The sequence below is a fragment of the Mycolicibacterium sp. P4_G11 genome (assembly GCF_056555145.1).
In genome coordinates this window covers 47492-73825 of sequence record NZ_JBFUJW010000008.1, presented here as the reverse complement: position 1 = coordinate 73825, position 26334 = coordinate 47492, and the positions used below count along the sequence as shown (strand labels likewise).

Genomic DNA, 26334 nt, shown 5'->3' with positions numbered 1-26334 from the left:
CGACGCTAGCGCCTGACTCTGCTCAGCACGAACCCGACGATGAGCAGCCCGCAGAACCACAGAGGCAACGCGATCGCTCCGGAGTGCGACGACGGGTCCTGGGTCATCAGCAGGTAGATGAGCGCGAAGTACCCGAGGCACAGGTAGTTCGTGATCGGCGACCACGGTGCCTTGAAAACGCCCGCGCCCTCGCGGGCCCGGAATCGCAGGTGGCTCAGCACGATGATGCTCCAGGTGATCAGTTCGCTGCCGACCACGACGGGAATGAGGATCGCCAGGGCCTTGCCGGGGAGCACGATGTTCAGCAGCACCGCCACGGCGACGAATCCGGAGTTGAGCAGGAGCGCGCGCACCGGCACGCCCTGCTTGTTGGTGTGCGCGAGGAACCGGGGGGCCTGGCCGCTGGCGGCGAGGTCGTACAGGACCCGCGCGTTGCTGTAGGTCATGACGTTGGCGACGGACAACGCGGCGGTCAGCACGACAACGTTGAGCAGCGTTGCGGCGCCGCCGATTCCGAGGCCGACGAGCATCAGCACGAACGGGCTGCCCTCGGTGCCCACCTGGTCCCACGGCCAGATGATCAGCATGACGCCGATGGCACCGACGTAGAAGACCAGGATTCGCAGCAGAACCTGGTTGATGGCGCGGGGGATGTTGCGGGCGGGTTCTTCGACTTCGCCGGCGGCGGTGCCCAGCGACTCGATGCCGCCGAACGAGAAGGTGATCGCGACCAGCGAGATCATGAAGGCACCGAGCCCCTTCGGGGCGAAACCGCCATGCGCCCAGAGGTTTTGCAGGCCGTGCACGTTGTAGTCGCCCGCGCCGAAGATGATCGCGATGCCGAGCCCGATCATGGCGATGACGGCCGTCACCTTGATCAGCGTGAAGTAGAACTCGAACTCGCCGAATGCCTTGACGTTGATCATGTTCGCCCCCGTGATCAGCACGAGACAGACGGCAGTCGTGATCCAGCGTGGCAGACCCGGGAACCAGAAGGCCATGAACTCCGAGGCCGCCGTCAACTCCACCATGCAGACGACGACGCAGACGTACCACCAGTTCCAGCCGGCGATGAATCCCGCTGGCTTGCCGAGGTATTCGCGCGCGTAGGCCGACCATGACCCGGCCACTGGATGCGCGACGGCCATCTCGCCGAGCATCCGCATCACCCCGTAGAGCACGATGCCGGCGATGGCGTACCCGACGAGAACGATCGGCCCCGCGGTCTGCACCGACGTACCGGAGATGAGGAACAGCCCGGTCCCGATCGCCGAGCCGAGCGAGATCATCTGCAGGTGCCGGTTTTTCAGCTCGCGGTGCATCGGGGCGTCAGTCGTGGTGACGGCGACCTCCGGTCCCTCAGTGGGACGGGTGCTCGGAGCCATCGGGTTGCCTTCCATTCGCCGAATGAGTCCGTAGAGGCTATCCCGACGCGCTGGCGTACCGATCTGAATCACGGCACCGGAGTGAGTGCGACACTGGTGCCGTGACGACACCGGACCCGATCGAACCCGACAACAAGGACTGGACGTGGGTGCTGTCGCGCGCCTGCCCGGAATGCGGTTTCGATGCGTCGTCCCTGCAGTCCGCCGACGTCGCCGCCAGGATTCGCGACGATGCCGCCGACTGGGTGCACCGACTCGCGTCACCCGCTGTCCGGACCCGACCCCAGCCCGGCGTGTGGTCGACCCTGGAATACGGGTGCCACGTCCGCGACGTGCACCGAATCTTCGAGCACCGCGTCCGGTTGATGCTCACGGAAGACGATCCGCGGTTCCCCAACTGGGACCAGGACGAGACGGCGCTCGCCGATGACTACCCGTCGCAGGACCCCGCCGTCGTCGCGACGGAACTCTTCGATGCGGCGAACATCGTCGCCACCACGTATGCCAACGTGCCCGCCGACTCCCGGGGCCGCCGCGGATTACGCAGCAACGGAAGCGAATTCACCATCGCGACCATCTCGCTGTACCACCTGCACGACGTCGTCCACCATTCCTACGACGTCAGCCGCTGACTACTCGGCGGCGGCTTTGATCGCCCGCAGGGTTTGACGCATCCCTTCGCGCATGGATTCGGTGAAGGCGTCCTGCCCACCGAGGTAGGTGGCGATGACCTGGACCGTCGCATCCGGGCTGCCGTCGGGGCTCTCGCGCCGCTGCGTCAGTTTGGTCCCCTCCGGGGTGGGCTCCACGTGCAGGGACCAGATGGCCCAGTTCTCCTTGATCCGGAACGCGATCTCGCGACCACTGTCCAACCGCACCACGGTTCCGTGGGTCGTCCATTGGAAGCTGCCATTGGTGTTCAGGTTGGTGAACTCGACGCCGTCGGCGACCTGCTCGGCACCGTTGCGCAGCCGGGTTGATTCGACCTGTGGGCTCCAGTCCGCCATGCGGCGGACATCGCTGACCAACGTCCACACCGTGTCCGGATCGGCGGCAATATCGACGCTCTCCTCGAGCACCGGTTGCGGATTCGAAGTCATGTGGGCACCCCAATCGCGAAGTTAAGCGTCCGATCGGACGTATTTGGGAGCCTAGCTATCGCGGAGATTTACGTCCAGTCGAACGTATAAAATGAGGAGGTGGCAACCGACGATCAGCTCGATGGGCGACGCGCCCGCGGCGACGCGACGCGGCGGAAGGTCGCTCGTGAGGCGGCCATGATCGCGACGACGCACGGGCTCGACTCGATCACGGTGGGCGCGTTGGCCACTGCCACTGGGGTCAGCAAGAGCGGCATCCTCACGGTGTTCGGAAATCGTGAGGCCGTCCAGATCGCCGCGGTGGCCGAGGCACGGCACATCTACCGCGAAACCGTGCTCGCCAAGGTGTATGAGGCCGCCCCCGGGGCGCCGCGACTGCGCGCATTCATCGATATCTGGACCGACTACCTGCTCGCCGGGGTGTTCCGGGGCGGATGCTTCATCGCCGCGACCACGGCCGAATACGGCCGCCGCGACGGCCCGGTAGCGGACGAGGTCAGGAAGCTCAAGCGTGGCTGGCTGACGTTCTTGGAAACCGAGCTGACGGCCGCGGGCTCGACGAACCCAGCTGTCGACGCGTTCAAGATCGACGCGTTTCTCAACGCCGGTAATGCCCGACGGGAACTGTTTGCCGACGATACCGAGTTGGTGAGCGCCAAGGACCTCGCGATGGGCGTCGTCGACGCACTGGGCGATTAGTTCCTGCATTCCTGCTACTCGTGCGCTTTGCCGGCGTAGCTTCAGGTGCATCTGACGATGGGACCTGGGGGTTGCTATGGCGTCGAGAATGAGTGGCCTGTTGGCCGCGGGCGCGGGTCTGACGGCCGTTGCGCTATTCGGCGCGAACCCGCCGGCGCACACGTCGCTGGCGATCCAGCCCGCACCCGCCTGCTGGCCGTGGGAACCGAACTGCAGTGCCGGGGATTGGAACACGCCGGCCGACGACGGCATTCCGGGAGACAACGCGGCAGAAGGCGGCATCCCGGCCCCGGCCATGGTGCCCAACGTCGACGGCTCGATGAGTCCGCCTGGCATGCCGGGCGACGTGTAGCCCCAACGCGGGTTGGCGGTGCCGTCAATTAATTCGCCAATTCCGATTTCGTGCGGGTTGTCCGGCGTACCTTGAGCTACGCCGAACGTCCGAACGAAGGGACGACCCTCATGGCGGCCGATGTCGACTTTTGTGTCGTGGGTGCGGGCTTCGCCGGGTTGACGGCGGCGCTGCGCTTGAAGCAGGCGGGTCATTCGGTGGCCCTGCTGGAGGCCCGGGACCGGGTCGGGGGCCGCACTTTCACCGAGATGCTCCCGGACGGGACGTGGATCGACCGCGGTGGTGCGTGGGTCGGACCGGGACAGGACCGCATCAAAGCGCTGATGGCCGAATACGGGGTCGGCGAATACAAGGAGTATGTCGACGGCGACGCAATGATGATCGTCGACGGCAAGAAGCACCGGTACTCCGGGACGATCCCATGGGCGATGAGCCCATGGGCCATCGCGAACCTCGGCGCCGGCCTGCTCGAGATCAGCCAGATGTGCAAGGCGATTCCGTTCGATGCCCCGTGGGAGGCCAAGAAGGCCGCCGAATGGGACCGAATCACCTTGGGGGAGTGGCTTCATCGGAACATCCGCTCGCACCAGGCGCGCGAGATGCTCGACATGGCCATGGCCGGCATCTACACCTCGGCGGCTTCGGAGACGTCATTGCTGTGGGCTCTGCACCAGATGGGCTCGGGTGGCGGACCGACGTTCGTCATCTCCAACTCCGGCGGCGCCCAGGATGCCCGGGTGCGCGGTGGCATGGGAGCCATCTCCGGGCCCATGGCCGCCGAACTCGGTGACGCGCTGCATCTTTCGCGGCCGGTGGACCTCATCGCGCAGGACGACGACGGTGTCACGGTGCACTCGGAGCGGCTGACGATCCGTGCGCGGCACGCGATAGTCGCCGTCCCGCTGGCCGTCGCCACCCAGATCGATTATGAGCCAATGCTTCCCGTCGACCGGACCTTCCTGCATCGGCGGATGCCCGGGGGTGCCGTGTACAAGATCTCGATCGTCTATGAGACGGCGTTCTGGCGTACGGACGGTCTGTGCGGGCAGTCGGCCGCACCGGGCAGTCCGGCCACCCTGACCATCGACGCCTGCACGGACACCGGTACCCCGGGCATCATGTGCGTCATCACCGAAGGCCCCGCCGCGCGCAAGCTCGGGCTGCTCGACCCGGCGGAACGCAAGGCTGTCGTCATCAACGAGCTGGTCGACCGGTTCGGGCCGAAGGCCTCGTCTCCGGTCAGCTACCACGAGCAGAACTGGACTGTCGAGCGCTACTCCGGCGGCGGCATGATCAGTCACGCGCCGCCCGGCGTGCTCACCGAGTTCGGCCACGCCCTGCGCACCCCGTGCGGACGGATCCACTGGGCCGGGAGCGAGAGTTCGGCCATCATGTGCGGCTGGATCGACGGCGCGGTGCGGTCGGGCGAACGCGCCGCGGCCGAGGTGATGGCCGCCGAAAGCGTTGTGGCCCAGTAAGTCAGCGGCTCGCGCGCCAGCGGGCGATCTCGCGGCCGATCTCGGTCTCCGGTGGGCCGTCGAGGAACCACTCCTGGCCGATCCGGTACCAGTTGTTGGTGCTCTGCAGATGTCCGAGGGTGCCGAACGTGAGGAAATCGGCGCGCCGGGAAAAGACGTGCTCGGGCGGCAGCATCTGCTGCTTCATTCCGGCGAATTCGGTCTGGCGCGGGTCGATGGCTGACATGACGGCACCGGTGGCCAATTCGGGGGTGATGGTGAGGTCCTCGTCGACCATGTGCCATTCGCTCGCAGCCCAGATGTAGTCCAGGCAATCCTGCGCTGTCACACCGGATTCCGCGTCGACGATGCCGCGGTCGAGCATCAGGCGGTACAGGTCGTCGGCGCGGCCTTCGATGGCGGTGTGGAAGCAGTCCAGCTCGAATGCGACGTTGGCCGGATCCATGCGGTTGTACAGCCCGAAGTCGACGAAGCCGACCCGGCCGTCGGCGGCCAGCATGATGTTGCCGGGGTGCGGGTCGCCGCAGAACTCGTGGTTGGTGAACAGTGACCCGATGTAGAAGCGGTAGATCAGTTCGCCGATGTGGTTGCGGTCCGCGGCCGGCAGCGTCCGCATGTGATCGAAGCCCGCGGCGTCGAGGTATTCGGTGACCAGCACCCGCCGCGTACAGAACTGCGGCACGCTGTCGGGGACGACGATGAACGGGTGCCCGCGGTATTGCTCGGCCACCAGGTGCTGGGTGTCGGCCTCGCGTAGGTAGTCGAGTTCGCTTTCGAAGTTTCGGGTTATCTCGTCGAGCATCGCGGTGTTCGCCGACGGCCACAGCCGCCAGAGCTTCATCAGCAGCGCGAGGTTGCGCATGTCGGCCTGGATCGCCCGGTCCACACCCGGGTACTGGACCTTGACGGCGACCTCGCGGCCGTCGTGCAAGCGGGCTCGATACACCTGGCCGATTGACGCTGCGGCCGTGGGGTTTTCGTCGAAATCGGCGAACGCGGCCGACATCGAACCCAGGTCGGCTTCCATCACCGCACGCATGGCGCTGAACGGCGCTTGCGGTGCCTGATCACGCAGTGCGGCAAGCTTTTGCCGGAACTGCTCCCGATGCGATTCGGGCACCAGGTCCAGTTCGATCACCGACAGCATCTGGCCGAGCTTCATCGCGGCGCCCTTCATGGACCCCAGCACCGTCACGAGGTTCTCGGCCATCTCGATGGTGGCGCGCTCGGACAGCAGCTCCTTGGCGCGTTCCGACCGGCCGACCATGGACAGTCGGGTTCGGCCACCGCGCACCGCTTGCTTGGCGGCCAGGGCGCCCAACTTCCCGCCCCGCGCAATACGACCCTCAGGTAGTCGGCGTGCCACGCTGCCTCCCACGGAATCGGTGCGACGATCCCCTCAACGTACCGGCCCGATCAGGCGGGAGTCTCGTGCGCCCAGGACTCGGCTTCGCGGGCGATGCGTTGCCAGGCTTCCAGGCCCGCGAGCCGGGCCCGGGTTTCACCGTCCAGCACGGCGGAAAGCTCGAGCGCCTCCACAACAACGCCTTCGGCCATGGCCACCTCGAGTACGTGCACCACGACATCGACGTCGGAGTGCCCGAGCAGTTCGGTGACCGCGGGCCTCGCGAGCGCGGGGTCGATCCGGTTCAGCAGCGACAGCAGCGCGGCCAGCACTTCTGGTTTGCCCGCCGTTGCCGTCCGGGCCATCCGCAGCGACCGGTCCGGTCCGGCCGCACGCATGATGTCGTTCATGACCTTCGTGTCCGACACCAGGACGCCGGTCAGGATGATGCCTTCGTCATCGTCGATGGCCTGCTCGAACGCCACGATGTGGTCGTCGGTGGCGAATTCGACGAACCGCGACGCCGTCAGGTAGTCGCGCCGACGCAGCAGCTCCTTCGCTGCCGGGATCAGCAGTGTGGCGGGCAGCCGCGGAGCGAAGTGCGGGATGACGCGAGGATCGACGTACGGCGCCGCGTCGGCGAGGTAGGCCGGCTTCATGCCGGACAGGACACCGATGGCGCGGTCTCCATGCGCCAGGCCCACTGCACCGCCGACGCGCCCCGCGACTTCCGGCGGCACCGCACGATGAGCGACGGTGACCACCAAGGCATTTGGCACCAGGGGCGCCAGCTTGCCCACCCGGGCGAAGGCCTCGGCCTGTTCGTCGAACAGGGCGTCGGAGAGGGCGCCACGTAGGGCTTTGAGGTCGTCGGCGCCGAGCCGTTCGAGGCTGGACAGGTTTGCGGCATCGGTCTGTAGCAGCGCGGCGAGCAGTGACAGCTGTGCTCGGGTCAGGATGTCGGCCATCAGTGGGTCACCTTCCGAACAGGATCTTGCGGGCGGCGGGCCGAATCAGCCGGGGCAGGATCTTGAGCCCGTCGTCGAGTGAGTCGTTCAGGCTGCGCTGGTGGGCGACCTTCGCCTTCCTGAGCAGGCCGAGCAGCTGCGCTGATTCCTCGGGGGTGAGCTTCTCCAGCACCGCCCGTGGTTGTCCGAGCTCGTCGAGCAGGGGGTTGTCGGCAGCTGCAGTGGCCATGTCCATCCTAAATAACTAACACATTGGGATTGTAATGCTATCCGAAGGCGCGCAGTCGGACCAAAAAGTACCCTTAAGCTGGCTCGTTATCTGGATAGCGATAGTATCGAGGCTCGTTGCACGGAGGAATCGGAGGATGTGGTGGCTGCTCGGAAGGTGCTGACTCGGGCGGAGAGCCAGGCGCAGACGCGGCAGGAATTGCTGGACGCCGCGGAGCAACTGTTCTACGCAAACGGGTACCACGCCACGTCCCTGGCCGCGATCGCGGCGGAAGCCGGACGCACCATCGGCGCGGTGTACAGCAACTTCGAGGGCAAAGAAGCGCTGTGCCTCGAGGTAATCCGTAATCGCTCCATGGCCGAGCTGAATCAACTCCTGGGGCCGCTGGTGGCTGCCGGTGTCTCGACTGACGAGCGGCTCGCGGCCCTCGCGAGTTGGTGGGCACGCATCGGCGCGGAACCCAACCTCGTCGTGCTGACGGCTGAATACGTGACCAGTACCTTCCACAATCCAGAGCAACTCGCCAAGGCCCGTGAGGCGCTCGAACGGTTCAAGGAATCGACCCGGGTCCTGCTCGAAGACGCGGTGCCAGAAGGGGTTCCGGCGGATCACCCGCTGATGGACGACGCCATCGAGGTGGCCGTGGCCACCGGTGCCGGCATAGCCATGGCCCAGGCGCTGGGGACGATCGACGCCGAGCGGGGCGCCTCGCTGATGGTGGCCAGCATGCGGTTATGGTTCGACGCGCTGGCCAACGGCACGTCTGACTAGGCCGTCACCCTCGGCCGGGCGGCGGCGCGAAGTGCGCCGACCACGTCGGCCCCTGCGGCCAGGTCGGCGGCGTACCGTGCCCGGTGTTCCCACGTGACCCGTCGGCCACCTTGTTCGACGACGAACACTCCACCCAGCCGGTTCGGATCGCCGGTGCGTTGATACGGGTACATTCCGGCCCGGACGAAGTTGATGAACGCAGTCGCGTTCCGGATCGGGTTCAACAGTCGCCGTCGAGAGGCCAATCCCATTGTGCGATAAAGCGTGTGGTCCTGGGTGACCATCACCGGAAAACGGGAGCCGGCACGTTTGCGGAAGGTGAAGCCCTGGATCGACGTGCCGATTCCGATCAGGATCACCTGCGCGCCAAGCGCTTCCACTTCGTCGAAGCGTGCGGTCAACGCTCTGGCCTGCGCCAGGCCGAAGGTGCTGCCGAACTGCGGCAAGAACACCAGCGCCACCGGCCCGTCACGCCAGAAGTCCCGGAACTCGTGCAGGTGGTGACGGTCATCGAAAACGCGCTCGTTGCTGATGACGTCGACTCGGCTCATATCCCCACTCCCGCAACGGTGTTCGTCTCGTTCGCCGAGTCGGGGGTCGCGGGCGCAAAGGGGCACATCGTGCCGTGTTTGCCCTGCTGCAACTTCAGGCCCGGATCGTGCGTCATCTCCACGAAGCCGGTGCTGTCGGCGTGCCGGATGACGTTGTGCAGGTAGCCCCACATTTCGGGGCCGAAGTAGGGGATGAAGAGCCGGTCGAAAATCGGATTCTCCAGGGCCTTGACGGTCGCCCGCACCAGGACCGAGCCAAGTCGTGGGCGCAACCGGTAGTCCTCGAGGCCGCAGATCTGTCGCACGTACGGCGTCAGTAGCGGGATGGCCGCCCAGATCGCCACCCGCATGAGTATCCCGATGACCAGATTCGGGTACAACGGCGTCACCGGGGGGTGGGTCATGAAATCGGTGAGTTCCTGCGCCGGCCGGGTGAAGGCCATGAGCTCCTGCTCGGCGCGCTGCACCCAGGCTTCGACGTCCTCTGGGGTGTCGGGCAATTCGTCGGCCGGCATCCCCATCAGCTGGCAGACCTTGACCTGCTCCCGGTAGAACTGCCGCTCGTCTGCGTCCGTCGCGTTCGGGTCGCCGAAGGTCTTGTACGCCCGCCACAGGTGCGGCCAGCCGACCACGTAGGTGAACTTGAGCGTCTCGACGTGGTTGGCTTGAAACAGCTCACCGGTCGCGGGAATCTCGCCGTTGATGTGAGAGTGCTTGCGGAACAGGTCAACTCCCACTTTCTCGGCGTTGACGGTATCGCCGGCGACGGCGCCGGCGAAGAAGTGCAGGCTACGCCGGATTCGGCCGATGGTGTCGTAGTAGTAGGTCGTGTGGTGGCCGACGCCGTACGCACCGTCAGGATCCAGGACCGAGATGAAAAGCCCTGAGAGGGCGCCCATTCCGGCGACCATGACGTTCTCGTAGACCTTCCAGCTGATCGACTCTGGTCCGAAGTAGCCGTTGTCGATCCGCGGGGCCTCCGCGATCGCCAGCGCTTTCTTCCCGTTCTTGCCGTGCAGCTTCAACAAGAAGTCGTACCGTCGGTCGATTCTCTGCCGCTCCGCTTTGGGCATCGCAACGTCCTGCAAGCGAACTGCCTTCATGGTTCCTCCTGCTTTGAGATAGCCACGCTATTCGAATGGCGACGCTACCCCAAAATCAAGGGGCGAGGCAAGGGTCTTCTGCCGATGTTCCGCCTCGCGGTACGAAAGCAGGAGTCGGCATTCGCCCGCCCATAAGATGCCGGGGACCAACGCGAGGAGGGTCAGGTGTCAGGAGACGTACTGCCGGTTGCCGTACAACGGCTGGTGGACACGTTCCGCCGGTACCTCGAAAACTGCGGTGGTACACAGCATCTCATCGGGTCTATCCAGATCGAGGTGCGCGACGACGACACGGCCGTGACCCGGGCGTATGTGCAGGCGCGCCATCAGGGCCTCGGGCCGCTCGCGGGCGATACCTTCGACACCAACGGCGAATACACCGATACCTGGGCCCGCCGGCCCGCAGGCTGGCGCATCGTCAACCGGATCAGCCGGTGGTCGGCGATGTCGGGCAATCCGGCGGTGCTGTTCGCGCAGTAGTGCGCTCGCCCGAGATCAGCGGAAGCGGACGTCCATGGTGGCGAGTCCGAAGATCTTCTTGCCGCCAGACTTCGCGCCGACGATGACCACACCGGTGCGGGTCGCCGGGTCCAGCGACTTGATCTTGCCGGTGAACTCGATATCGCAGCCTTCGGTGGCGGGCACGACCGCGGGCGCGGACAGCCGCACCGTGTAGCGGGTGACGGCGCCGGGGTCGCCGGACCACGCCGACGCGTATCCGCCACCCAGGCCCATGGTGAGCATGCCGTGGGCGATCACGTCGGGCAGGCCGGCCAGCTGGGCCAGCTCCTTGTCCCAGTGAATCGGGTTGGCGTCGCCGGCCACGCCGGCGTAGTTGACGAGGTCGCCGATGGACAATCGCAAGTGGCTGCTGGGCAGCTCATCGCCGACGGCCACGTCATCGAACGACAGAGTGCCCGGCGTGCGCGCCGAGTCCTCGGCGATCCGGACCTCGCCCTCGGGGCGCACCGTCTTGTGGTACGCCTCGCTGCCGATGTCGAGGATGTTCATGTCGTGCATCATGGCCTTCTGCGCGGCTGCCTTGATGTCGGCGTCGACATCTTCGGCCGTCACGCCGACGACGGTGGTGTGCAGGGTGTGGACCCGCTCGCCCTTGGTGTCGGTGAAGGTGTTGGTCACGGTGATGAAGTCGCGGCCCGCGGTCCGGCGCACCGCTGTCAGTTCGACATCGATGACCAGTTCATCGCCCGCCACGATCGGGCGGTGCTGCTCGAAGACCTCTTCGGTCTGTAGGTAGGTGTCGTAGCCGACGACGATCGTCTCGAACATCCGCCGGTTGCACTTCATGCCGGGGGTCGAGGTGAACGTGATGGGCGCGATGACATCCGCGTAGCCGAGCTCATTGGCAGCAGCGACGTCCCAGTGCGCGGGGTGGTAGTCCTGCACCGCGCGCGCGTACTCCCGGAGCTTCTCGCGGCCGACCAGATAGGTGCCATCCATCTGGTAGTGGTGGCCGATCCGCGCTTCGAGCGGCGACGCGTCTGCTGCTGTCGTCATAACTGTGCCCAACTTTTCTATCGGCATGTTCGCTGAGGCCGACCAAAGCACACTACGTGGCGAGGTGCCGACAACACACGTCGATCCGTCGTCTACCTGCGCCGAACAGGCACAATTGTGCGGAAAACCATGCGATTCAGGCGACATCCGTGGCTCTTCGCGGGTGTTGGTGGGTCCGTGCTTGACTGGCAGCATGGCCCGCACACCCACTTTGGCCCGTCGGTTGTTCGAGCGATTCGAACCCGTGCACGCGATCACCTACTTCGCGCCCGAGTCGCGGGCCGCTGCCGTCGACCTCGGCTATCGCAGTTTCTGGAGCGGATACTTCGTCACCCGATCAGCGCCGCTGGGGCCGGTGCCTCCGCAGGTCGTTACGGCGATCTTCTACAACTTCGCCTCCCACCGCGTCGCGAAGTCGCTGGCCGGCGCGTGGGACATCGCCACGCCGCAGCAGGCACTCGCAGCCAGGGAAACGGGAGCGGTCGCCGCATTGAGCCGGTACGGCCTCACCGCTGACGACAACCTGCGCACCGCCGTCGACTTGCTCGGCCGCGTTGCCCGCGACGCCGCGGTCGACGGCAGGCCGCTGTTCGCCGCACTGTCGGCGGTGCCGTGGCCCGATGAGCCGGTCGCCGCGCTGTGGCATGCGGCGACCCTGCTGCGTGAACAACGGGGTGACGCCCATGTGGCAGCCCTGGTGGCTAGCGGCATCACGGGCCGCCAATCCAACGTGCTGCACGTCGCCGCGGGGCGGACCACCAAGGAGAAGGTCATCACCACTCGCGATTACGACGAGGCCGAGTGGGCGGCGGTGACCGCGCAGCTCGTCGAGTGCGGTCTGTTGACGTCCGACGGTGCGCTCACCGACGACGGACGTGCCCTCAAACGCGACATCGAGTACCGCACCGACGCTGCCGCATTGCCCACGCTCGACGTGCTGAGCGACGACGAGGTCGAGACCCTGTTCCAGGTGCTCACCCCGATCGCCCGACAGGTGGTCGCCGGCGGGGACTTACCGGTGATCACCCCGATGGCGCTGCAGCACAGCGATCTCGAGGATCCCAGCGCGCGCCTCGGCTAGGCAGCCAGGGCGCCGCGCTTGCGCAGCAGCGGCAGTACACCTTCGGCGAACCAGTAGGCCTCTTCGAGGTGCGGGTAGCCGGAGAGGATGAACTCGTCGAATCCGAGGTCGTGGTACTCGGAGATCAGCGAGGCCACCTCCTCGTGGCTGCCGACGAGTGCGGTGCCGGCGCCGCCGCGCACCAAGCCGACGCCCGCCCAGAGGTTCGGATAGACCTCGAGGTGGTCGAGCCGTCCACCGTGCAGCGCCGTCATTCGTCGCTGTCCTTCTGATTCGGAATTGGCATGCAGGGCAGTGGCTTTGGCGATCTGTTCGGGCGTCAACTCCGCGAGTAGGGAATTGGCCACGGCCCAGGCGGCCTCGGAGGTGTCGCGGGTGATGGTGTGCAGCCGGATCCCGAACCGCAGATTGCGTCCGCGGGCCTTGGCCAGTTCGCGTACCTGCGCGATCTTGGCGGCCGCCGCGGCCGGCGGTTCGCCCCAGGTCAGGTAGACGTCGACGTGCTCGGCGGCGATCGGCAGCGCCGCCGGCGACGAGCCACCGAAGTAGAGCTGCGGCAACGGGTTCGGTGGTTCGGAGACCCGGGCGTCGGTGACGGAGTAGTGCCGGCCGCGGTAGTCGACGGGCTGGCCGCGCCAGACGTCGCGCACGATCTCGAGGAACTCGCCGGTGCGCTCGTAGCGCTGGTCGTGGCTGAGCCAGTCGCCGAATCGGCGCTGCTCGACGTCGTCGCCGCCGCTGACGATGTTGAGCAGCAGCCGGCCTTCCGAGAATCGCTGGAAGGTCGCCGCCTGCTGGGCGGCCAGGGTGGGTGGCACCAGGCCGGGCCGGAAGGCGACCAGGAACTTGAGTCGGTCGGTCTGTTCGAGCAGTGCAGCGGACGTCAACCAGGCGTCCTCACACCAGGTTCCGGTGGGGGTCAGCACCCCTTCGAAGCCGAGTCGGTCGGCGGCCCGGGCCACTTCACCCAGATAGCGCAGGCTGGGCTTTCGGTATCCGGCAGGGACGGTGTGGTGCGAGGACGCGTGCGACGCGCCGACAATCGAGCGGCTGTCACCGTTGGTGGGCAGGAACCAGAAGAACTTGGCAGACAAGGTGACTCTCCTATTTCTCGGTGTTCCAGAACTGCGACAACTGGTCGCCGAAACGGTTGTCGACGAAGTGCGAAAAGGTGGGCTTGTGCTCGATCTGTCCGGACTGTTCGAACACGTCGGCCAGCTGCTGCTCGGACGCGATCACCGCGTCGTTGATGGGGATGGCCAGGCGCAGACTGCGTGACTGTGCGACGCGGGCGACCTGCGGATCGATTCCGATTGCGGCAGCGTACTTTTGGTACCACTGGTCAGGGTGGTCCTTGGCCCAGCGCGAAGCCCGGGCCACTCGCTGGACAAGATCGGCCAGCGCGCTGTTGCGCTTGGCGTCCTGCAGGGCGGCCACCGAAGCGATCCCGAATCCGTACCCATTGGTGACGCCTTGGGCGGTGACCAGGGTGCGCACCTTGAGCTGGTTCTGGGCCAGCGCCGTGTACGGATCCCAGATGGCCCACGCATCGGCCTGCCCCTGGCTCAGTGCGGTGAAGGCGTCGGCCGGCTGCAGGAACACCAGCTGAATGTCCTTGACCGTCAGGCCGGCCTTCTGCAGTTGGAGCAGCAGATGGCCGTGCGCCGAACTGCCCTTACCGACAACGACCTTCTTTCCGCGGAGTTCGGCCACCGAGTGGACGGGCGAGTCGGCGGGGATGAGGATCTGGTCGCCGCCCGCATCGTTCGAATATGCGGCTATGACACGAATCTTCGCGCCGGCCGCGGCTCCGAAGACCGGTGGCGTGTTCCCGGTGACGGCGAAGTCGATCTTGCCCGCGGTGGCTGCCTCAACCTGCGGCGGCCCGGAGGTGAACGTCGAGAACTGGACCTTGTAGGGCACATTGTCGAGCTCTCCGGCGGCACGCAGCAGCGCTTCGGTGCCGCCCTTCTGATCGCCCACCTGGAGCGTCAGTCCGGACAGGTCCGATACCGGAACCGTTTGGGGCACCGCCAGTTCGTCTTTGGCGTCGCGACTGGAAACGCAGGCGGTGAGCAGTGCGCCGGCGGCCAGAACTGATAGCAGCCGCGATATTCGTGAATGCGTCACAGTCGTCTCCTGTCAGACACCGAGTTGCGTCAGCAGCTCGGCGCGGTGTTCGTCGGTGCGTTGGTCCCGTACGCCAGGGGGCTGGCGGGGGTTGTCGATGTGCAGGGTGTGGGCCACTCGCCCGTGCTCGAGCACGACGATGGTGTCGGCCAGCGCGATCGCCTCGTCCACGTCGTGCGTGACCAGCAGTACCCCGAAGTTGTGCTGGCGCCATAGGTTCAGCAGGAGGCGGTGCATGGAGAGCCGGGTCAGCGCGTCGAGTGCGCCGAACGGCTCGTCGAGCAGCAGCAGTTGTGGCTCCGCCACCAGCGCGCGGGCCAGTGACACCCGTTGCGCCTGCCCACCCGACAGGGTCAGCGGCCACGACTCCGCCTTGTCGGCCAGGCCCACCTCGGTCAGGGCCTGGTCGGCTCGTGAAAGCGATTCGCCGCGAGACAATTTGGCCCGTGTCAGGCCGTAGCGCACGTTGTCGCGAACGGACCGCCAAGGGAACAGCCGCGGCTCCTGGAAGGCGACGGCCGGCGCGCCCTGCACTTCGCGCTCGCCCTGAAAATCACCGGCCAGGCCGGAAAGGACGCGCAGTATCGTCGATTTGCCCGAACCGCTGCGCCCGACCAGCGCGACGATCTCACCGCGTTTCACCTGGAGATTGACGTCATCGAGCACCCGATTGCCGCCGTACCACTTGGATACCGAGCGCAATACCGCCGCGGGCGGCTCGGACACGGCGGGCGTCTCCACGGGTACTTCGTAAAGTGCTGTCATGGCGTGCCTTTCAGACTCGATAGCGCAAGGCGCGGCGCTCCAGGATTCGCACCAGTGCGTCGGTGATGATGCCGAGCAGCGCGTATACGACGAGCCCGAAGATGATCACGTCGATGCGCAGGAAGTCGCGCGCGTTGTTGATGAGGTAGCCGACACCGGAGTCGGCGTTGATCTGTTCGGCAACGATGAGCGTGAGCCACGCGATGGCCAATGACTGCCGCAATCCGACCAGGATCTGGGGAGCGGCGCTCGGGATGACGACGGTCCGTAGCCGCTGTAGCGGTGAAAAGCCGAGTACTGCAGCGGTTTCGAACAGCTTCGGGTCGACCTGGCGAATCGCCGAGGAGGTATTGAGATAGAGCGGGAATGCCGCACCCAACGCGACCATGAGCACCTTCGGCAGTTCGCCGATGCCGAACCAGAGGATGAACAGCGGGATCAAGCCGAGGTGGGGCAGCGCGCGGATCATCTGCATCGTCGGATCGACAGTGGCATCGGCCCACTTCGAGAAGCCCACGAGGGCACCGAGGGCGGCGCCGATGACTCCGCCGAGGAACAGGCCTTCGGCTGCGCGGATGCCGGAAATGCGCAGTGCTTCGGCGAGCTGGCCGTTTCCGATCAGTTCGATGCCGGCCTCCGCGATGGTCTGAGGCGCCGGCAGGATCGCGGGATCGATGAGGCCCCAGGCGCTGCCGGCCTGCCACAGGATGAGGATCGCCAGCGGCGACAGCCAGCGGAGGATTTCCCAGCGCCGTGCATGGACGCGGCCCCGCCAGGAAATTGCCTGCACCGCAGCAGGTTCGGTACCGGGGGCCGCGGCGGCCACCGGGGCCTCGCGGGTGGTCATCACGCTCCTTACGTCGACGGCAGTTGGTCAGGCGGGTACGCCGTAACACCGAACGTAGGAGGCCGGCCGCGGGACGTGAAGATTTTGGGTCGCCCTGATTCCACGGGAACGTCGCGGAGGAGATTGTCGCGGTGTTGGCGTGAGTGATGCGATGGGTTGGTGTGCCTGCCAGCCGATGCTCTGCCGAATGTGTAGGTATCGGTCGATGTTTCACGAATCCACGTCCAAAAGCTGCACATTCGGCGTAGTGCCCGGAAGCGAAGGTCTAGACCTGACGCCTTACGGTCACTGCGTGTCGAGGTCCTTCACCTCTGGTCAGTTGACCAGGCCGGCCGGATCGACAGCCAAGACGATCACGCATGAATCTCAGACGAAAGCGCATTGATCGTCGCGTTCAGCGCGCCTAAGTTCTGACCTATGAAGACAGTTTTGATCACGGGTTGTTCGTCGGGCTACGGGCTGGAGATCGCGCGCCACTTCCACGCGCAGGGCTGGAACGTCGTCGCGACGATGAGAACCCCACGGCCCGAACTGCTGCCGGACTCGGACCGTATCCGGGTGCTGGCCCTCGACGTGACGGACTCGCAGAGCATCGCCGATGCCATCGCGGCGGCCGGCCCGATCGATGTGCTGGTGAACAACGCCGGCGTCGGGGTGGTGGGTGCGTTCGAGGCCACGCCGATGGCGACGACTCGGGAGGTGTTCGAAACCAACACCTTTGGTGTCATTGCGATGACGCAGGCGGTTGTTCCGCAGTTCCGCGAGCGGCGGTCTGGTGTCATCGTGAATGTGACCTCCAGTACGACGTTGGCGCCGATGCCGCTCGCCGCGGTGTACACAGCGAGCAAGGCGGCCATCGAGGGGTTCACCGGATCGTTGGCACTGGAGCTCGAATTCTTCGGTGTGGCAGCCAAACTCGTCGAACCGGGCTACGGCCCGGGCACCAATTTCACGGTCAACGGCGCTTCCCGGATGGACGGCTTGCTGCCACCGGAGTACCAGGATTTCGCGGCACCGGTCATGGCCGCTTTCGGGGATGTCGACGTGTTCACGACGGCGGCCGACGTCGCCGAGGTCGTCTACGCGGCCGCGACCGATACGTCGGGCCAACTCCGGTTCGCGGCGGGCCCGGATGCGCTGGCCCTGGTCGCTGCGCAGGCCCATTGAGTGTCGCGGGTACCGTGTCGAAATGGCAACGGACCCGCTTGATTTCACCATCGCAGTGTTGCAGCCTCGCGCGGTGCGATCGAAGATCGTGGCGGGTGGCGGGCGATGGAGCATCCGCAAGCGGCGGTACGCCGATCCGTCCTTCTCTCTGATCCTCGACGGGACGTGTTGGTTCATCCCGGAGGACGGCGACGCCGTCGAGCTGCGTGCGGGTGATTTTCTGCTCCTGCCGGAGACACCGAGTTTTGTGTTGGCCAGCGACCCGGACCTGGCGCCGACGGACACGCCACTCGGCGTCGACGCTGATGCCGTCTACGGCGACAGCGCGGCGACGATGCGGATGCTGGGCGGATACTTCCAATTCGATCGGGCGAACGCCGCACTGATCGTGCAGCTGTTGCCGGCCGCGATCCTGATTCGCCGGGACGATCCAGGCGCCGCCCGGCTCGGTCGCATGGTGGAACTGATCGCCGAAGAGGCCGGCGAGCGAAACCGGTGCCGGGACCTCATCCTGGAGCGCCTGGTGGAGGTGCTGCTCATCGAGGCATGGCGATTCGAGACCGAACACGGTGCCGTGGAGCGGGGATTGCTTGGGGGACTGGCAGATCCAGCACTGGCCCGCGTCCTGCGGGCGATACACGCTGACCTGGCCGAGCAATGGACGGTCGAGAAGCTCGCGCGCACCGCGGGGATGTCCCGGGCCGTCTTCGCGGAGCGATTCTCCCGCACGGTCGGGATGCCGCCCATGCAGTACCTCACGGAATGGCGGGTCGTGCGGGCCAAAGAACTGATGTTGGGTGGGAAGCCATCGCTGTCTGCCGTGGCAGGACAGGTCGGTTACGGCTCGGCGAGCGCCTTCAGTGCGGCTTTCGCGCGGGTGGCGGGGTGTTCACCGGCCGAGTTCGCTCGGCGGGCAAACCGTGATGGCGGGTAGCGCCGAACTTCATCGAAAAAGCTTCAGAGCCGGTACATTTCGCGCTCCATCGCGGCGTCACCGAGCAACCCGACCAGTGAGGGCGGGTAGTACTCATGTTGTCGTGGTCTTCGTGGGGCCCGGGTCCGGGACCACGAGGCTTCAGCAATGATTCGTGCGATCCAGCCCCGCAGCTGATGTCCGAGAGCTGGGACGTGTGCCTGTGTCATGTCATCGACGCTACGAATACACGCGGCTGCAGGCATCGCGCCGCGGACTGATCTTTGTCTCCGCCTACGGTATGGCTCGGTATTCGATCAGGGACGGATGCCGCCGCCCGCGACTGGCCAGATGTCACACGCATCTGCTGAAAAAGCGTGCGCCAATTGGCCGCTCGGCGTTCGGTGCCTAACGCGTGGGACCGACGAAATCGTCGAGCGCCGACTCGATTTCGTGTGCGAGTCGCTGCGGGGCGTCAGTGTCTCCGGTGATCAGGTCGCGCAGTGCGCGGTGGAAGAGGCCGTCGGCCGTCGCATAGACGATCGCAGGCGTCACGATGACAGAACTACCGGTCAGCCGCGCGTAGGCGGTGACTGCCTTCCAGGTGAGCGCGGCGAGGCTGTCGTCGATCTCGTTGATGCTCAAGGCGAAGCGATCGTCGAAGAGCGCTTGGGTGCGCAGGTCGTACCAGAGTCGGTGCATCACTGCCGACTCGCGCAGTGAGTTGCTCAGCGCGGTACTGATCCGGGTCTTGAGCTCCGGGCCGGAACCGCCGTCGATGACGATGGAGCTGTACCGGTCGATGAAGTGGTCCTTGTATTGCCGCACGCAGCACATGACGAGGTCGTCTTTGTCGTCGAAGTAGTAGTGCAGAACGCCGAGCGATATCGAGCAATGCTGGGCGAGCTCGCGCATGCTGGCCCGCGAGAAACCCAGTTCAGCAAGCCCACTGGTGGCCTGGGTGGCCAGCGCCTGACGGCGCGCAGCGAACTTTTGCCCGCGCGGACCCGTCAGTCGCCCAGCGACGCGGCTCGAAGGGGTATCCACAGGGCTCCAGTGGCAGATGAGGTGTCAGTGAACTGGCGGGAAACTCTAAGTCTATTCCTCTGAGCAGGCACTTCTGCACTCGGCGGCAAAGTTTGGACGATCGTCTTGAAATGCCCCCGAAGAGTGGCGCAGATCACTATCATGCTCCGCGGGTGCTCGAAATTCAACGGAAATGGTGCCGATGAGCGAACAAGAAACCGCTGCGAGTTCCGCTGCGGACGACAGGTTGGCGTGGTTACGGAAATCGGCGGCGGAGGGTCAATCGGGGGCAGTTGACTCGGCATGGAGCTGGATCGTCGAGCTGTCCACGTTGGCCGACAACGACGCGGACGCAGCCGAAGCGCAGCTCAACGACCTTTTCCGGCTGGGGACACCGCCGGTCGATCTGGATGGCCCGACGGAGGGCATCCTGGTCATGACGACAACGAACCCGGCTCTCGACACCGTGGCCCGGGCTGTCACAGCCTTGTGGATGCCGTGGCAAGGCAAACGCTTCGACTCGGACAGCGGTACCGGCGACAACCGGCTGACCCGCAGCACAGGCCTGGTCGGCAAATTGTTGTGGCCGCTGTACTCGATGCGTGACGCTGAATCCGGCAAACTCGCTTTCGATTTCGCCACGTACGTCGAGGCCGGCAAGGACGACCCCGACCGTCAGGTGATGGTCATCGACTACGCCAACGTGGAATCCAACCCGCGCCTGGTGATCCGCAGCATTCGCGACGAGCTGGTGGAGCTGGTACCGGGCGTCTACCTCGGCAAGATTCTGTTCAACACCGGCTCCGACCGGTACAGCAAGATTGGATATTTTGCGCTGCGCACGCCTCGCTGACGGACCCCAGATCATCCGACGACCACCGACAAACTTCGAAAGAGAAACGGCGACAACATGATTCCGTCCCAGTGGCACGAATACCCCTCTCTCCTGCTGCAGCTGAACGCGCTGGCGAAGACCCGCGACGAGCTGCGCGAGCACAACTTGTACGAGGCGTACGGCATGCGGCCGTCCGACGACCTGGGCCAGCCCAACGACGAGGTGCGCCGCGCCCGTCAGCCTGATGGCACCTGGAACGATCTCCAAGATCCGCATATGGGTGCCAAGGGCACCGGCTTCGGGCGCAACGTGCCGCTGTCGATGACCGTCACCGACGTCAAGCGACTCCTCAAGCCGGATCCGCGCGTCATCAGCCGCAAGCTCATGGCCCGCGACGACTTCAAGCCCGCCGGCATCATCAACGCCCTCGCCGCCGCATGGCTGCAGTTCGAGAACCACAACTGGTTCTTCCACGGCGACGGTGTGCCCGACAAGACCATCGACATCCCGCTGAGCGCCGACGACCAGTTCCCCGAGAACCCGATGAGGATCCGGTGCACCATCCCGCTGCGCGGCGAGATCGCCGACGGTTGTCCCGCACCGGTTTTCGCCAACGCGGAGACGCACTGGTGGGACGGCTCCCAGGTCTACGGCAGTGGCAAGGAACGCCAGTCGGAGGTCCGGACCTTCGTCGACGGCAAGGTCAAGGTCGACCCGAACGGCCGCCTGCCCGAGAGCGACATTCCGGGTATCGACCTGACCGGTATGAAAGAGAACTACTGGGTCGGCACCGGTTTGCTGCACACCATGTTCGCGCGTGAGCACAACGCCGTCTGCGATGCGCTGAAGAAGGCCTACCCGAGCTTCGATGACCAGCGCCTCTTCGAGATCGGTGTGCTCGTCGTCTCTGCGCTGATCGCCAAGATCCACACCGTGGAGTGGACACCGTGCGTGCTGCGCCACCCCGCGTTGCAGATCGGTATGAGCGCGAACTGGTATGGCGCACTGGGGGAGACGTTCCAGGAGAAGTTCGGCCGGATCAGCGACAACGAGGCAATCTCGGGCATCATCGGTTCGCCGACTGATCACCATGGGGCGCCGTTCTCGCTGACCGAGGAGTTCGTCTCGGTCTACCGGATGCACCCGCTGATCCCGGACGACTGGAACTTCTTCTCGCTGGAATCCGGTGAGCACCTGGTCAAGGCGGACTTCACCCAGCTGCAGGGCAGCTACACGCGTGACTTCATGGACAAAATCCAGATGGGCGACATGTGGTACTCGTTCGGCCTGGCCAGTGCCGGTGCCGTGTGCCTGCACAACTACCCGAACGCGCTGCGCAACCTCAAGCGCGTCGACGGTCAGGTCACCGACCTCGCGACCCTCGACATCGTGCGCGACCGCGAGCGAGGTGTGCCGCGCTACAACGACTTCCGTGAAGCGCTGCGGATGCCGCGCCGCAAGACCATCGACGACATCACCCCGAACAAGCAGTGGGCGCGGGAGATCAACGAGGTCTACAACGGCGACGTCGACGCCGTCGACCTGCAGATCGGCATGCAGGCCGAGCAGCCGCCGAAGGGATTTGGCTTCTCGGATACCGCTTTCCGCATCTTCATCCTGATGGCATCACGCCGGCTCAAGAGCGACCGCTTCTTCACCAACGACTTCAAGCCCGAGGTGTACACGCAGGTCGGCTTCGACTGGGTGAACAACAACACGATGAAGGACGTCATGCTGCGGCACTATCCGGAGCTGGATCCGGTGATCGGCGACGTCGAGCGGGTGTTCGCGCCGTGGCCGAAGCTGGGTGCACCGGTGCCGGGGAAGAAGAACCCGGTGGTGCAGCTGGCCGACTCCGTCCGCGCCTACCTGCCCTGGGGCTGACACGATGCCCGAGGATTTCCCGCACGCATCCATCGTCGAAGGTGTTCGGTTCACCGCCCAGATCGGTGTGCCGAATGTCCTTCTGGGACTGTTCAACAAGCGAGAGTTGCCCACGCGCATCGCATCTGGGCTGAGTTCGGACTATCTGGGATACCAGCTGGTCGAAGGCATGGTGCGCAGTTACGGCCCCGGCCCGTTCTACGTCCGGGTCGTCGCCGACGAGGCGCTGCTGGTGCACCACCCTGATGATCTGGAGTTCGTGCTGGGCGGATCGCCCGATCCGTTCGCCTCCGACCCCAAGCCCAAACGGGAGGGCATGGCGGCGTTCCAGCCAGATGCGCTGACCATCTCCCGCGGCCAGCCGTGGGAGGACCGCCGCCGATTCGCCGAAGCAGTCCTGGACACCGGGCACCCGGTGCACCGGCTGGCGCAGGCGTTCGTCGAGAAGGGCGCGCAGACCGTGGCGGGCCTCGAGTCCGGGGCGCTGAAGTGGTCGGACTGGAATGCCGCGTTCCAGCGTCTGACCCGGTGTGTGGTCTTCGGTGACAAGGCCGCCGACGACACCCGGCTCACCTCTCAGCTCAGCGAGCTGATGTCGGCGGGCAACGGCATGCCCGGCGAGCCCGCGCCGGGATATCCGGAATTCCTGTCGCACATCGAGTCCTATCTGCAGAATCCGGAGCCGAACAGCCTGGCTGCGCTCATCGCGGAGACCACCCCGCCCGAGACCGCGAGTCCCGCGAGCCAGGTGATCCACTGGCTGTTCGCGATGGGGGACACCCTGGCAGCCAACGCTTTCCGGGCCCTCGCGGTGCTGTCCACCCACCCCGAGCATCTGCGCGAGGTGCGGGCGGAACTGGAGTCGGCCGACATCGCGTCGGGGCAGGGCATCGCCTCGCTGAAGTACCTCGGCGGGTGCCTGCTCGACACCATGCGGCTGTGGCCGACGACAGGGTTGTTCGGCCGCGTCGCGACCCGGGACATCGAATTCCCCAGCGGTGCAGTGCTGCCCGAAGGGAAGCAGGTGCTCATCTACAACGTCTTCAACCACCGGAACCGGGACCGGATCCCGTACGCCGACCGGTTCTCGCCGGGTGAGTGGGTCAGTGGGGACGCGGGAAGCGACTGGTCGTACAACTTCCTGAGTCACGGCCCGCAGGGCTGCCCGGGCGCCGGCCTGTCGGTGTTCCTCGGGCAGGCCTTCCTGGCGCACGTGTTGAAGGGGACCACTCCGGTGCTGCGCGGGGCTACGCTGAATCCGCAGAAGTCACTGCCGCACAGTATCGATCTGTACGGCATCAGCATCGAACGCTAGATGGACCATTCGGTCGTCAACGCGACCGTGCCACGGAGGGGACCCTTGTGACGACGACCGCCGAACATCTCCGCTACGCCCTCGACGGGCGTTGGCGCGAGGTGAAAGACCGTATTCGGCAAGAGCTTTCCGTAGACCTGTTCAAGCCGCACTACACCCCGGACACCGCGGTGGCCCGAGCCAAGGTCACCGAACAGATGAAGTACATGGCGTCGCGCGGCGCCGCCGAAGATGCCTTCGCCAAGGGCCATGGCGGCAACGGCGATGCGGGTGCCACCATCGCCCGCATCGAGATGCTCGCCATGAGCGACCTGTCGCTGATGGTCAAGGCCGGAGTGCAGTGGGGCCTGTTCGGCGGCGCGATCGACAATCTGGGCACGGAACGCCATCACGAGGCGTACGTGCGCAAGGCCATCGATCTGGATCTGGTCGGCTGTTTCGGCATGACGGAGACCGGGCACGGCAGTGACGTGCAGTCCCTGGAGACGACCGCCACGTACGATCCGGCCACCGAGGAATTCGTCATCGATTCCCCGACCCCCACCGCACGCAAGGACTACATCGGCGGTGCCGCCGAATCTGCCCAGGTGTCAGCGGTTTTCGCGCAGCTGATCACCGGCGGCGAGAGTCAGGGCGTGCATTGCTTCATGGTGCCGCTGCGCGATGAGTACGGCAGCGACCTGCCCGGTATCCGGACCTCGGACTGTCACTACAAGGGCGGACTGCCCGGGGTCGACAACGGCCGCATCCAGTTCGATCATGTGCGGATCCCGCGGGAGAACCTGCTCAACCGCTACGGCGACGTCGCCGAGGACGGGACGTACACCTCGCCGATCGACAATCCGAACCGGCGGTTCTTCACCATGCTCGGCACGTTGATCCGCGGCCGGGTGACGGTGGGCGGAAGCGCCGCGGCCGCCGCCCGCGTCGCACTGGACATCGCCACCCGGTATGCGTTGCAGCGCAGGCAGTTCGAGGCGCCGAAGACCGACGACGAAGTCCTCATCATGGACTACCTCGTGCACCAGCGTCGACTGCTGCCGTTGATCGCCAAGTCGTACGCGCTGCAGTTCGCCCAGAACGAGTTGGTGTCCGACCTGCACGATCTGAGTGCGGTCGCCGAACCCGACGGCGAGGTACAGCGCGAACTGGAGGCACGGGCCGCGGGACTCAAGGCGGCCGCGACGTGGCATGCCACCCACGCCATCCAGGAGTGCCGCGAAGCCTGCGGCGGCGCAGGGTATCTGGCGGAGAACCGGCTCATCGCGCTCAAGGCCGACACCGACGTCTTCACCACCTTCGAAGGTGACAACCACGTCTTGACCCAGTTGGTGGCCAAACACCTGCTCACCGAGTACGCCGACGACATCAAGGGCATGAGCCCGTTCGAGTGGGTGAAGTTCGCCACCAGCACGGCCCGCGAGCGCGTGCGCCGGAGCACCGGCACCGAGACCATCCTGCAGAACCTGCTCGACACCCGGCAGGACAACGAGGAAGAGGGCAGCCTCTTCAACCGCGGCACGCAGGCGAAGATGTTCGAGGACCGGGCCGACTACCTGCTGTCGACGGTCGCCCGCCGCCTGCAGGCCAACTCCAAGGAGATGAGCGCGTTCGAGGCGTTCAACTCCGTGCAGGACCACGTGCTGCACGCGGCGTCGGCACACATCGACCGCATCGTGTTCGAGTCCTTCGCTGCCGGTATCGACGCGTGTCCTGATCCTGAGGCGCGCAAGATTTTCGAGCTCGTCTGCGATCTGTACGCGCTGTCGGTGATCGAGGAGGACAAGGCCTGGTACATCGAGCACCGCTTCCTGTCCACGGACCGGGCGAAGGCCGTGACCGCCGCGATCAACGACCGCTGCCGCAAGCTGCGGCCCTACGCCGAAGTGCTGGTCGACGGGTTCGGGATTCCCGAGCAGTTGCGCTACGCCGAGATGCTGCATCCGGAGCGCATCCCGGACATCTGACGGGCGCAGGGTGTCGGCAGGCGCGGCCCCGCGCGGACAGTGACGCGCGGCGGTAGTTTCGTGCACACACAGTCTGCGGACAGCGAAAGGGAACCGCCATGGATCTGAAGAAGAAGGCGACGCTCTTCGCGGCGGCAGGCGTGGCAGTGGGCATCCTGGTCGCCCCGGCCGCACAGGCCGACATCTGCGACCCCTCGGTCACCGTCTGCCAGGGCAGTGAAATCAGTGGTCCGACCTCGGTGCCGGCGGCTTCGCCATCGGTCATCGCGGACAACGACGTCAAGGAAAGCTGACGACCTCAGATCGGGAGTGATGGGGGAGCGCCGACATGCCGGCCGACCTCATCCAGCGTCGTTGGTGGTCGAGACTTTCTTGGCCAGGGCGGCGAGTTTGCCGTCCAACACAAGTGCCGCCGCCAGCAGCGGAGGGTTCTCCTCGACAACCATCAGCGACGACGGCTTGACGTAGGTCAAGGCGCTGTGGTCGTCGTCCTCTTCCGTCAGAAGAACCTCCACAGGAGCGAACAGCCCGGCCGTGAGGTCGTGACGAATCATGGTGATTGCGATGAGCGGATTGCCGAGTATGACGCGGAGGGCCCTGCGTTCTACGCCGGCTGCTGGGAGCCATAAACCGTGGTCGATCAGGTGCATCAACATGAAACCGCTCGGCCCGGCCTGGCGCTGGACGTCTGCCGCGAACGCGTTCCAGTCGCGATCTGCCAACGCCTGGAGATCCGTTATCTGCGCGGGCCCCGTACCGATATCAGCCAGCAAGTCGGCACTCAGTTCGTCGAACGTCTTGTCACTGTCGAACCGCACCCGGACCCCGCTGAAGGGGAGCTCGTGAACATCACTTGTCGCCATACACACATACTCCGACTGTCGGAGGCGCGCAGGAAGGCCGAG

General features: G+C 65.7%; 28 protein-coding genes. 14 read left to right on the top strand and 14 right to left on the bottom strand.

The window, feature by feature from the left end; all coding sequences use genetic code 11:
* Nucleotides 1-5 precede the first annotated feature (5 nt).
* Entirely contained in the window at nt 6-1385 is a 1380-nt protein-coding gene (locus tag AC1U2B_RS18835) for an amino acid permease (RefSeq protein WP_480217968.1), read from the bottom strand.
* A 101-nt stretch (nt 1386-1486) separates the two neighbouring features.
* On the opposite strand from AC1U2B_RS18835, the gene AC1U2B_RS18830 reads away from it, so the two are divergent.
* A complete protein-coding gene (locus AC1U2B_RS18830; protein ID WP_480217967.1) occupies nt 1487-2017 on the top strand; it encodes a DinB family protein in 531 nt (176 codons plus the stop codon).
* Here the strand turns inward: AC1U2B_RS18830 and AC1U2B_RS18825 are convergent, their stop codons facing one another.
* The gene (locus AC1U2B_RS18825; protein WP_480217966.1) at nt 2018-2485 is read right to left on the bottom strand and encodes an SRPBCC family protein; all 468 of its coding nucleotides are present in this window, start codon (nt 2483-2485) and stop codon (nt 2018-2020) included.
* A 99-nt stretch (nt 2486-2584) separates the two neighbouring features.
* Between AC1U2B_RS18825 and AC1U2B_RS18820 the strand changes: the two genes are divergently transcribed.
* The 3 genes from AC1U2B_RS18820 (at nt 2585) to AC1U2B_RS18810 (ending at nt 5014) form a co-directional block, all read left to right on the top strand.
* Complete coding sequence (locus tag AC1U2B_RS18820; RefSeq protein WP_480217965.1) at nt 2585-3184, top strand: TetR/AcrR family transcriptional regulator; 600 nt, start codon at nt 2585-2587, stop codon at nt 3182-3184.
* An 88-nt stretch (nt 3185-3272) separates the two neighbouring features.
* Nucleotides 3273-3536 carry a hypothetical protein gene (locus tag AC1U2B_RS18815; protein WP_480217964.1) on the top strand — a complete coding sequence of 88 codons (264 nt, stop codon included), beginning with the start codon at nt 3273-3275 and terminating at the stop codon, nt 3534-3536.
* A 110-nt stretch (nt 3537-3646) separates the two neighbouring features.
* Nucleotides 3647-5014 (top strand): flavin monoamine oxidase family protein, encoded by a 1368-nt coding sequence (locus AC1U2B_RS18810; RefSeq protein WP_480217963.1) that lies wholly within the window; start codon nt 3647-3649, stop codon nt 5012-5014.
* A 1-nt stretch (nt 5015) separates the two neighbouring features.
* Here AC1U2B_RS18810 and AC1U2B_RS18805 read toward each other — a convergent pair whose 3' ends face one another.
* Genes AC1U2B_RS18805 through AC1U2B_RS18795 form a run of 3 tightly spaced genes read right to left on the bottom strand, consistent with a single transcriptional unit; the run spans nt 5016 to nt 7556 of the window.
* Nucleotides 5016-6380 carry an ABC1 kinase family protein gene (locus tag AC1U2B_RS18805; protein ID WP_480217962.1) on the bottom strand — a complete coding sequence of 455 codons (1365 nt, stop codon included), beginning with the start codon at nt 6378-6380 and terminating at the stop codon, nt 5016-5018.
* Between the two features lie 50 nt (nt 6381-6430).
* Entirely contained in the window at nt 6431-7327 is an 897-nt protein-coding gene (locus AC1U2B_RS18800) for a hypothetical protein (RefSeq protein ID WP_480217961.1), read from the bottom strand.
* Between the two features lie 7 nt (nt 7328-7334).
* Entirely contained in the window at nt 7335-7556 is a 222-nt protein-coding gene (locus AC1U2B_RS18795) for a hypothetical protein (RefSeq protein WP_260935031.1), read from the bottom strand.
* Nucleotides 7557-7697: 141 nt separating this feature from the next.
* Here AC1U2B_RS18795 and AC1U2B_RS18790 point away from each other — a divergent pair, with 141 nt between their 5' ends.
* Nucleotides 7698-8327, top strand: a complete 630-nt coding sequence (locus AC1U2B_RS18790) for a TetR/AcrR family transcriptional regulator (RefSeq protein ID WP_071287386.1) — start codon at nt 7698-7700, stop codon at nt 8325-8327.
* Here the strand turns inward: AC1U2B_RS18790 and AC1U2B_RS18785 are convergent.
* Both AC1U2B_RS18785 and AC1U2B_RS18780 read right to left on the bottom strand, forming a co-directional pair.
* On the bottom strand, nt 8324-8878 hold the full coding sequence (locus AC1U2B_RS18785) for a peroxiredoxin-like family protein (RefSeq protein WP_480217960.1): 555 nt from the start codon (nt 8876-8878) through the stop codon (nt 8324-8326). The genes AC1U2B_RS18790 and AC1U2B_RS18785 overlap by 4 nt on opposite strands.
* Nucleotides 8875-9981: an oxygenase MpaB family protein gene (locus tag AC1U2B_RS18780; protein WP_480217959.1), complete on the bottom strand. Its 1107-nt coding sequence runs from the start codon at nt 9979-9981 to the stop codon at nt 8875-8877. The genes AC1U2B_RS18785 and AC1U2B_RS18780 overlap by 4 nt, the downstream gene beginning before the upstream one ends.
* Before the next feature lie 165 nt (nt 9982-10146).
* On the opposite strand from AC1U2B_RS18780, the gene AC1U2B_RS18775 reads away from it, so the two are divergent.
* Nucleotides 10147-10461: a nuclear transport factor 2 family protein gene (locus tag AC1U2B_RS18775; protein ID WP_480217958.1), complete on the top strand. Its 315-nt coding sequence runs from the start codon at nt 10147-10149 to the stop codon at nt 10459-10461.
* A gap of 15 nt (nt 10462-10476) precedes the next feature.
* Here the strand turns inward: AC1U2B_RS18775 and AC1U2B_RS18770 are convergent, their stop codons facing one another.
* Complete coding sequence (locus AC1U2B_RS18770; protein ID WP_260935045.1) at nt 10477-11499, bottom strand: fused (3R)-hydroxyacyl-ACP dehydratase subunits HadA/HadB; 1023 nt, start codon at nt 11497-11499, stop codon at nt 10477-10479.
* Between the two features lie 193 nt (nt 11500-11692).
* Between AC1U2B_RS18770 and AC1U2B_RS18765 the strand changes: the two genes are divergently transcribed.
* Nucleotides 11693-12580 (top strand): SCO6745 family protein, encoded by an 888-nt coding sequence (locus tag AC1U2B_RS18765; protein WP_480217957.1) that lies wholly within the window; start codon nt 11693-11695, stop codon nt 12578-12580.
* Here the strand turns inward: AC1U2B_RS18765 and AC1U2B_RS18760 are convergent.
* The 4 genes from AC1U2B_RS18760 to AC1U2B_RS18745 are packed head-to-tail and all read right to left on the bottom strand — an operon-like array spanning nt 12577 to nt 16322.
* Complete coding sequence (locus AC1U2B_RS18760) at nt 12577-13674, bottom strand: LLM class flavin-dependent oxidoreductase (RefSeq protein ID WP_043391695.1); 1098 nt, start codon at nt 13672-13674, stop codon at nt 12577-12579. The two genes, AC1U2B_RS18765 and AC1U2B_RS18760, sit on opposite strands and share 4 nt — an antisense overlap.
* A 10-nt stretch (nt 13675-13684) precedes the next feature.
* Entirely contained in the window at nt 13685-14710 is a 1026-nt protein-coding gene (locus AC1U2B_RS18755) for an ABC transporter substrate-binding protein (RefSeq protein WP_043985534.1), read from the bottom strand.
* Nucleotides 14711-14722: 12 nt separating this feature from the next.
* On the bottom strand, nt 14723-15475 hold the full coding sequence (locus AC1U2B_RS18750) for an ABC transporter ATP-binding protein (protein ID WP_480217956.1): 753 nt from the start codon (nt 15473-15475) through the stop codon (nt 14723-14725).
* 10 nt (nt 15476-15485) lie between these two features.
* Nucleotides 15486-16322 carry an ABC transporter permease gene (locus tag AC1U2B_RS18745; protein ID WP_260935063.1) on the bottom strand — a complete coding sequence of 279 codons (837 nt, stop codon included), beginning with the start codon at nt 16320-16322 and terminating at the stop codon, nt 15486-15488.
* 417 nt (nt 16323-16739) lie between these two features.
* On the opposite strand from AC1U2B_RS18745, the gene AC1U2B_RS18740 reads away from it, so the two are divergent.
* A complete protein-coding gene (locus tag AC1U2B_RS18740) occupies nt 16740-17489 on the top strand; it encodes an SDR family oxidoreductase (protein WP_480217955.1) in 750 nt (249 codons plus the stop codon).
* Between the two features lie 22 nt (nt 17490-17511).
* Nucleotides 17512-18423, top strand: coding sequence for an AraC family transcriptional regulator (locus AC1U2B_RS18735; protein WP_480217954.1), 912 nt, complete (start codon nt 17512-17514; stop codon nt 18421-18423).
* 387 nt (nt 18424-18810) lie between these two features.
* Here the strand turns inward: AC1U2B_RS18735 and AC1U2B_RS18730 are convergent, their stop codons facing one another.
* On the bottom strand, nt 18811-19449 hold the full coding sequence (locus tag AC1U2B_RS18730; protein WP_480217953.1) for a TetR/AcrR family transcriptional regulator: 639 nt from the start codon (nt 19447-19449) through the stop codon (nt 18811-18813).
* A 181-nt stretch (nt 19450-19630) separates the two neighbouring features.
* On the opposite strand from AC1U2B_RS18730, the gene AC1U2B_RS18725 reads away from it, so the two are divergent.
* From AC1U2B_RS18725 to AC1U2B_RS18705, 5 genes are all read left to right on the top strand, one after another.
* Nucleotides 19631-20281 carry a hypothetical protein gene (locus AC1U2B_RS18725; RefSeq protein WP_480217952.1) on the top strand — a complete coding sequence of 217 codons (651 nt, stop codon included), beginning with the start codon at nt 19631-19633 and terminating at the stop codon, nt 20279-20281.
* A 57-nt stretch (nt 20282-20338) separates the two neighbouring features.
* The gene (locus AC1U2B_RS18720) at nt 20339-22147 is read left to right on the top strand and encodes a peroxidase family protein (RefSeq protein WP_480217951.1); all 1809 of its coding nucleotides are present in this window, start codon (nt 20339-20341) and stop codon (nt 22145-22147) included.
* 4 nt (nt 22148-22151) lie between these two features.
* Nucleotides 22152-23462: a cytochrome P450 gene (locus AC1U2B_RS18715; protein WP_480217950.1), complete on the top strand. Its 1311-nt coding sequence runs from the start codon at nt 22152-22154 to the stop codon at nt 23460-23462.
* Between the two features lie 47 nt (nt 23463-23509).
* Nucleotides 23510-25429 (top strand): acyl-CoA dehydrogenase family protein, encoded by a 1920-nt coding sequence (locus tag AC1U2B_RS18710; RefSeq protein WP_480217949.1) that lies wholly within the window; start codon nt 23510-23512, stop codon nt 25427-25429.
* Nucleotides 25430-25527: 98 nt separating this feature from the next.
* Entirely contained in the window at nt 25528-25722 is a 195-nt protein-coding gene (locus AC1U2B_RS18705; RefSeq protein ID WP_480217948.1) for a hypothetical protein, read from the top strand.
* A gap of 48 nt (nt 25723-25770) precedes the next feature.
* Here the strand turns inward: AC1U2B_RS18705 and AC1U2B_RS18700 are convergent, their stop codons facing one another.
* On the bottom strand, nt 25771-26292 hold the full coding sequence (locus AC1U2B_RS18700) for a DUF302 domain-containing protein (protein ID WP_480217947.1): 522 nt from the start codon (nt 26290-26292) through the stop codon (nt 25771-25773).
* Between the last annotated feature and the right edge of the window lie 42 nt (nt 26293-26334).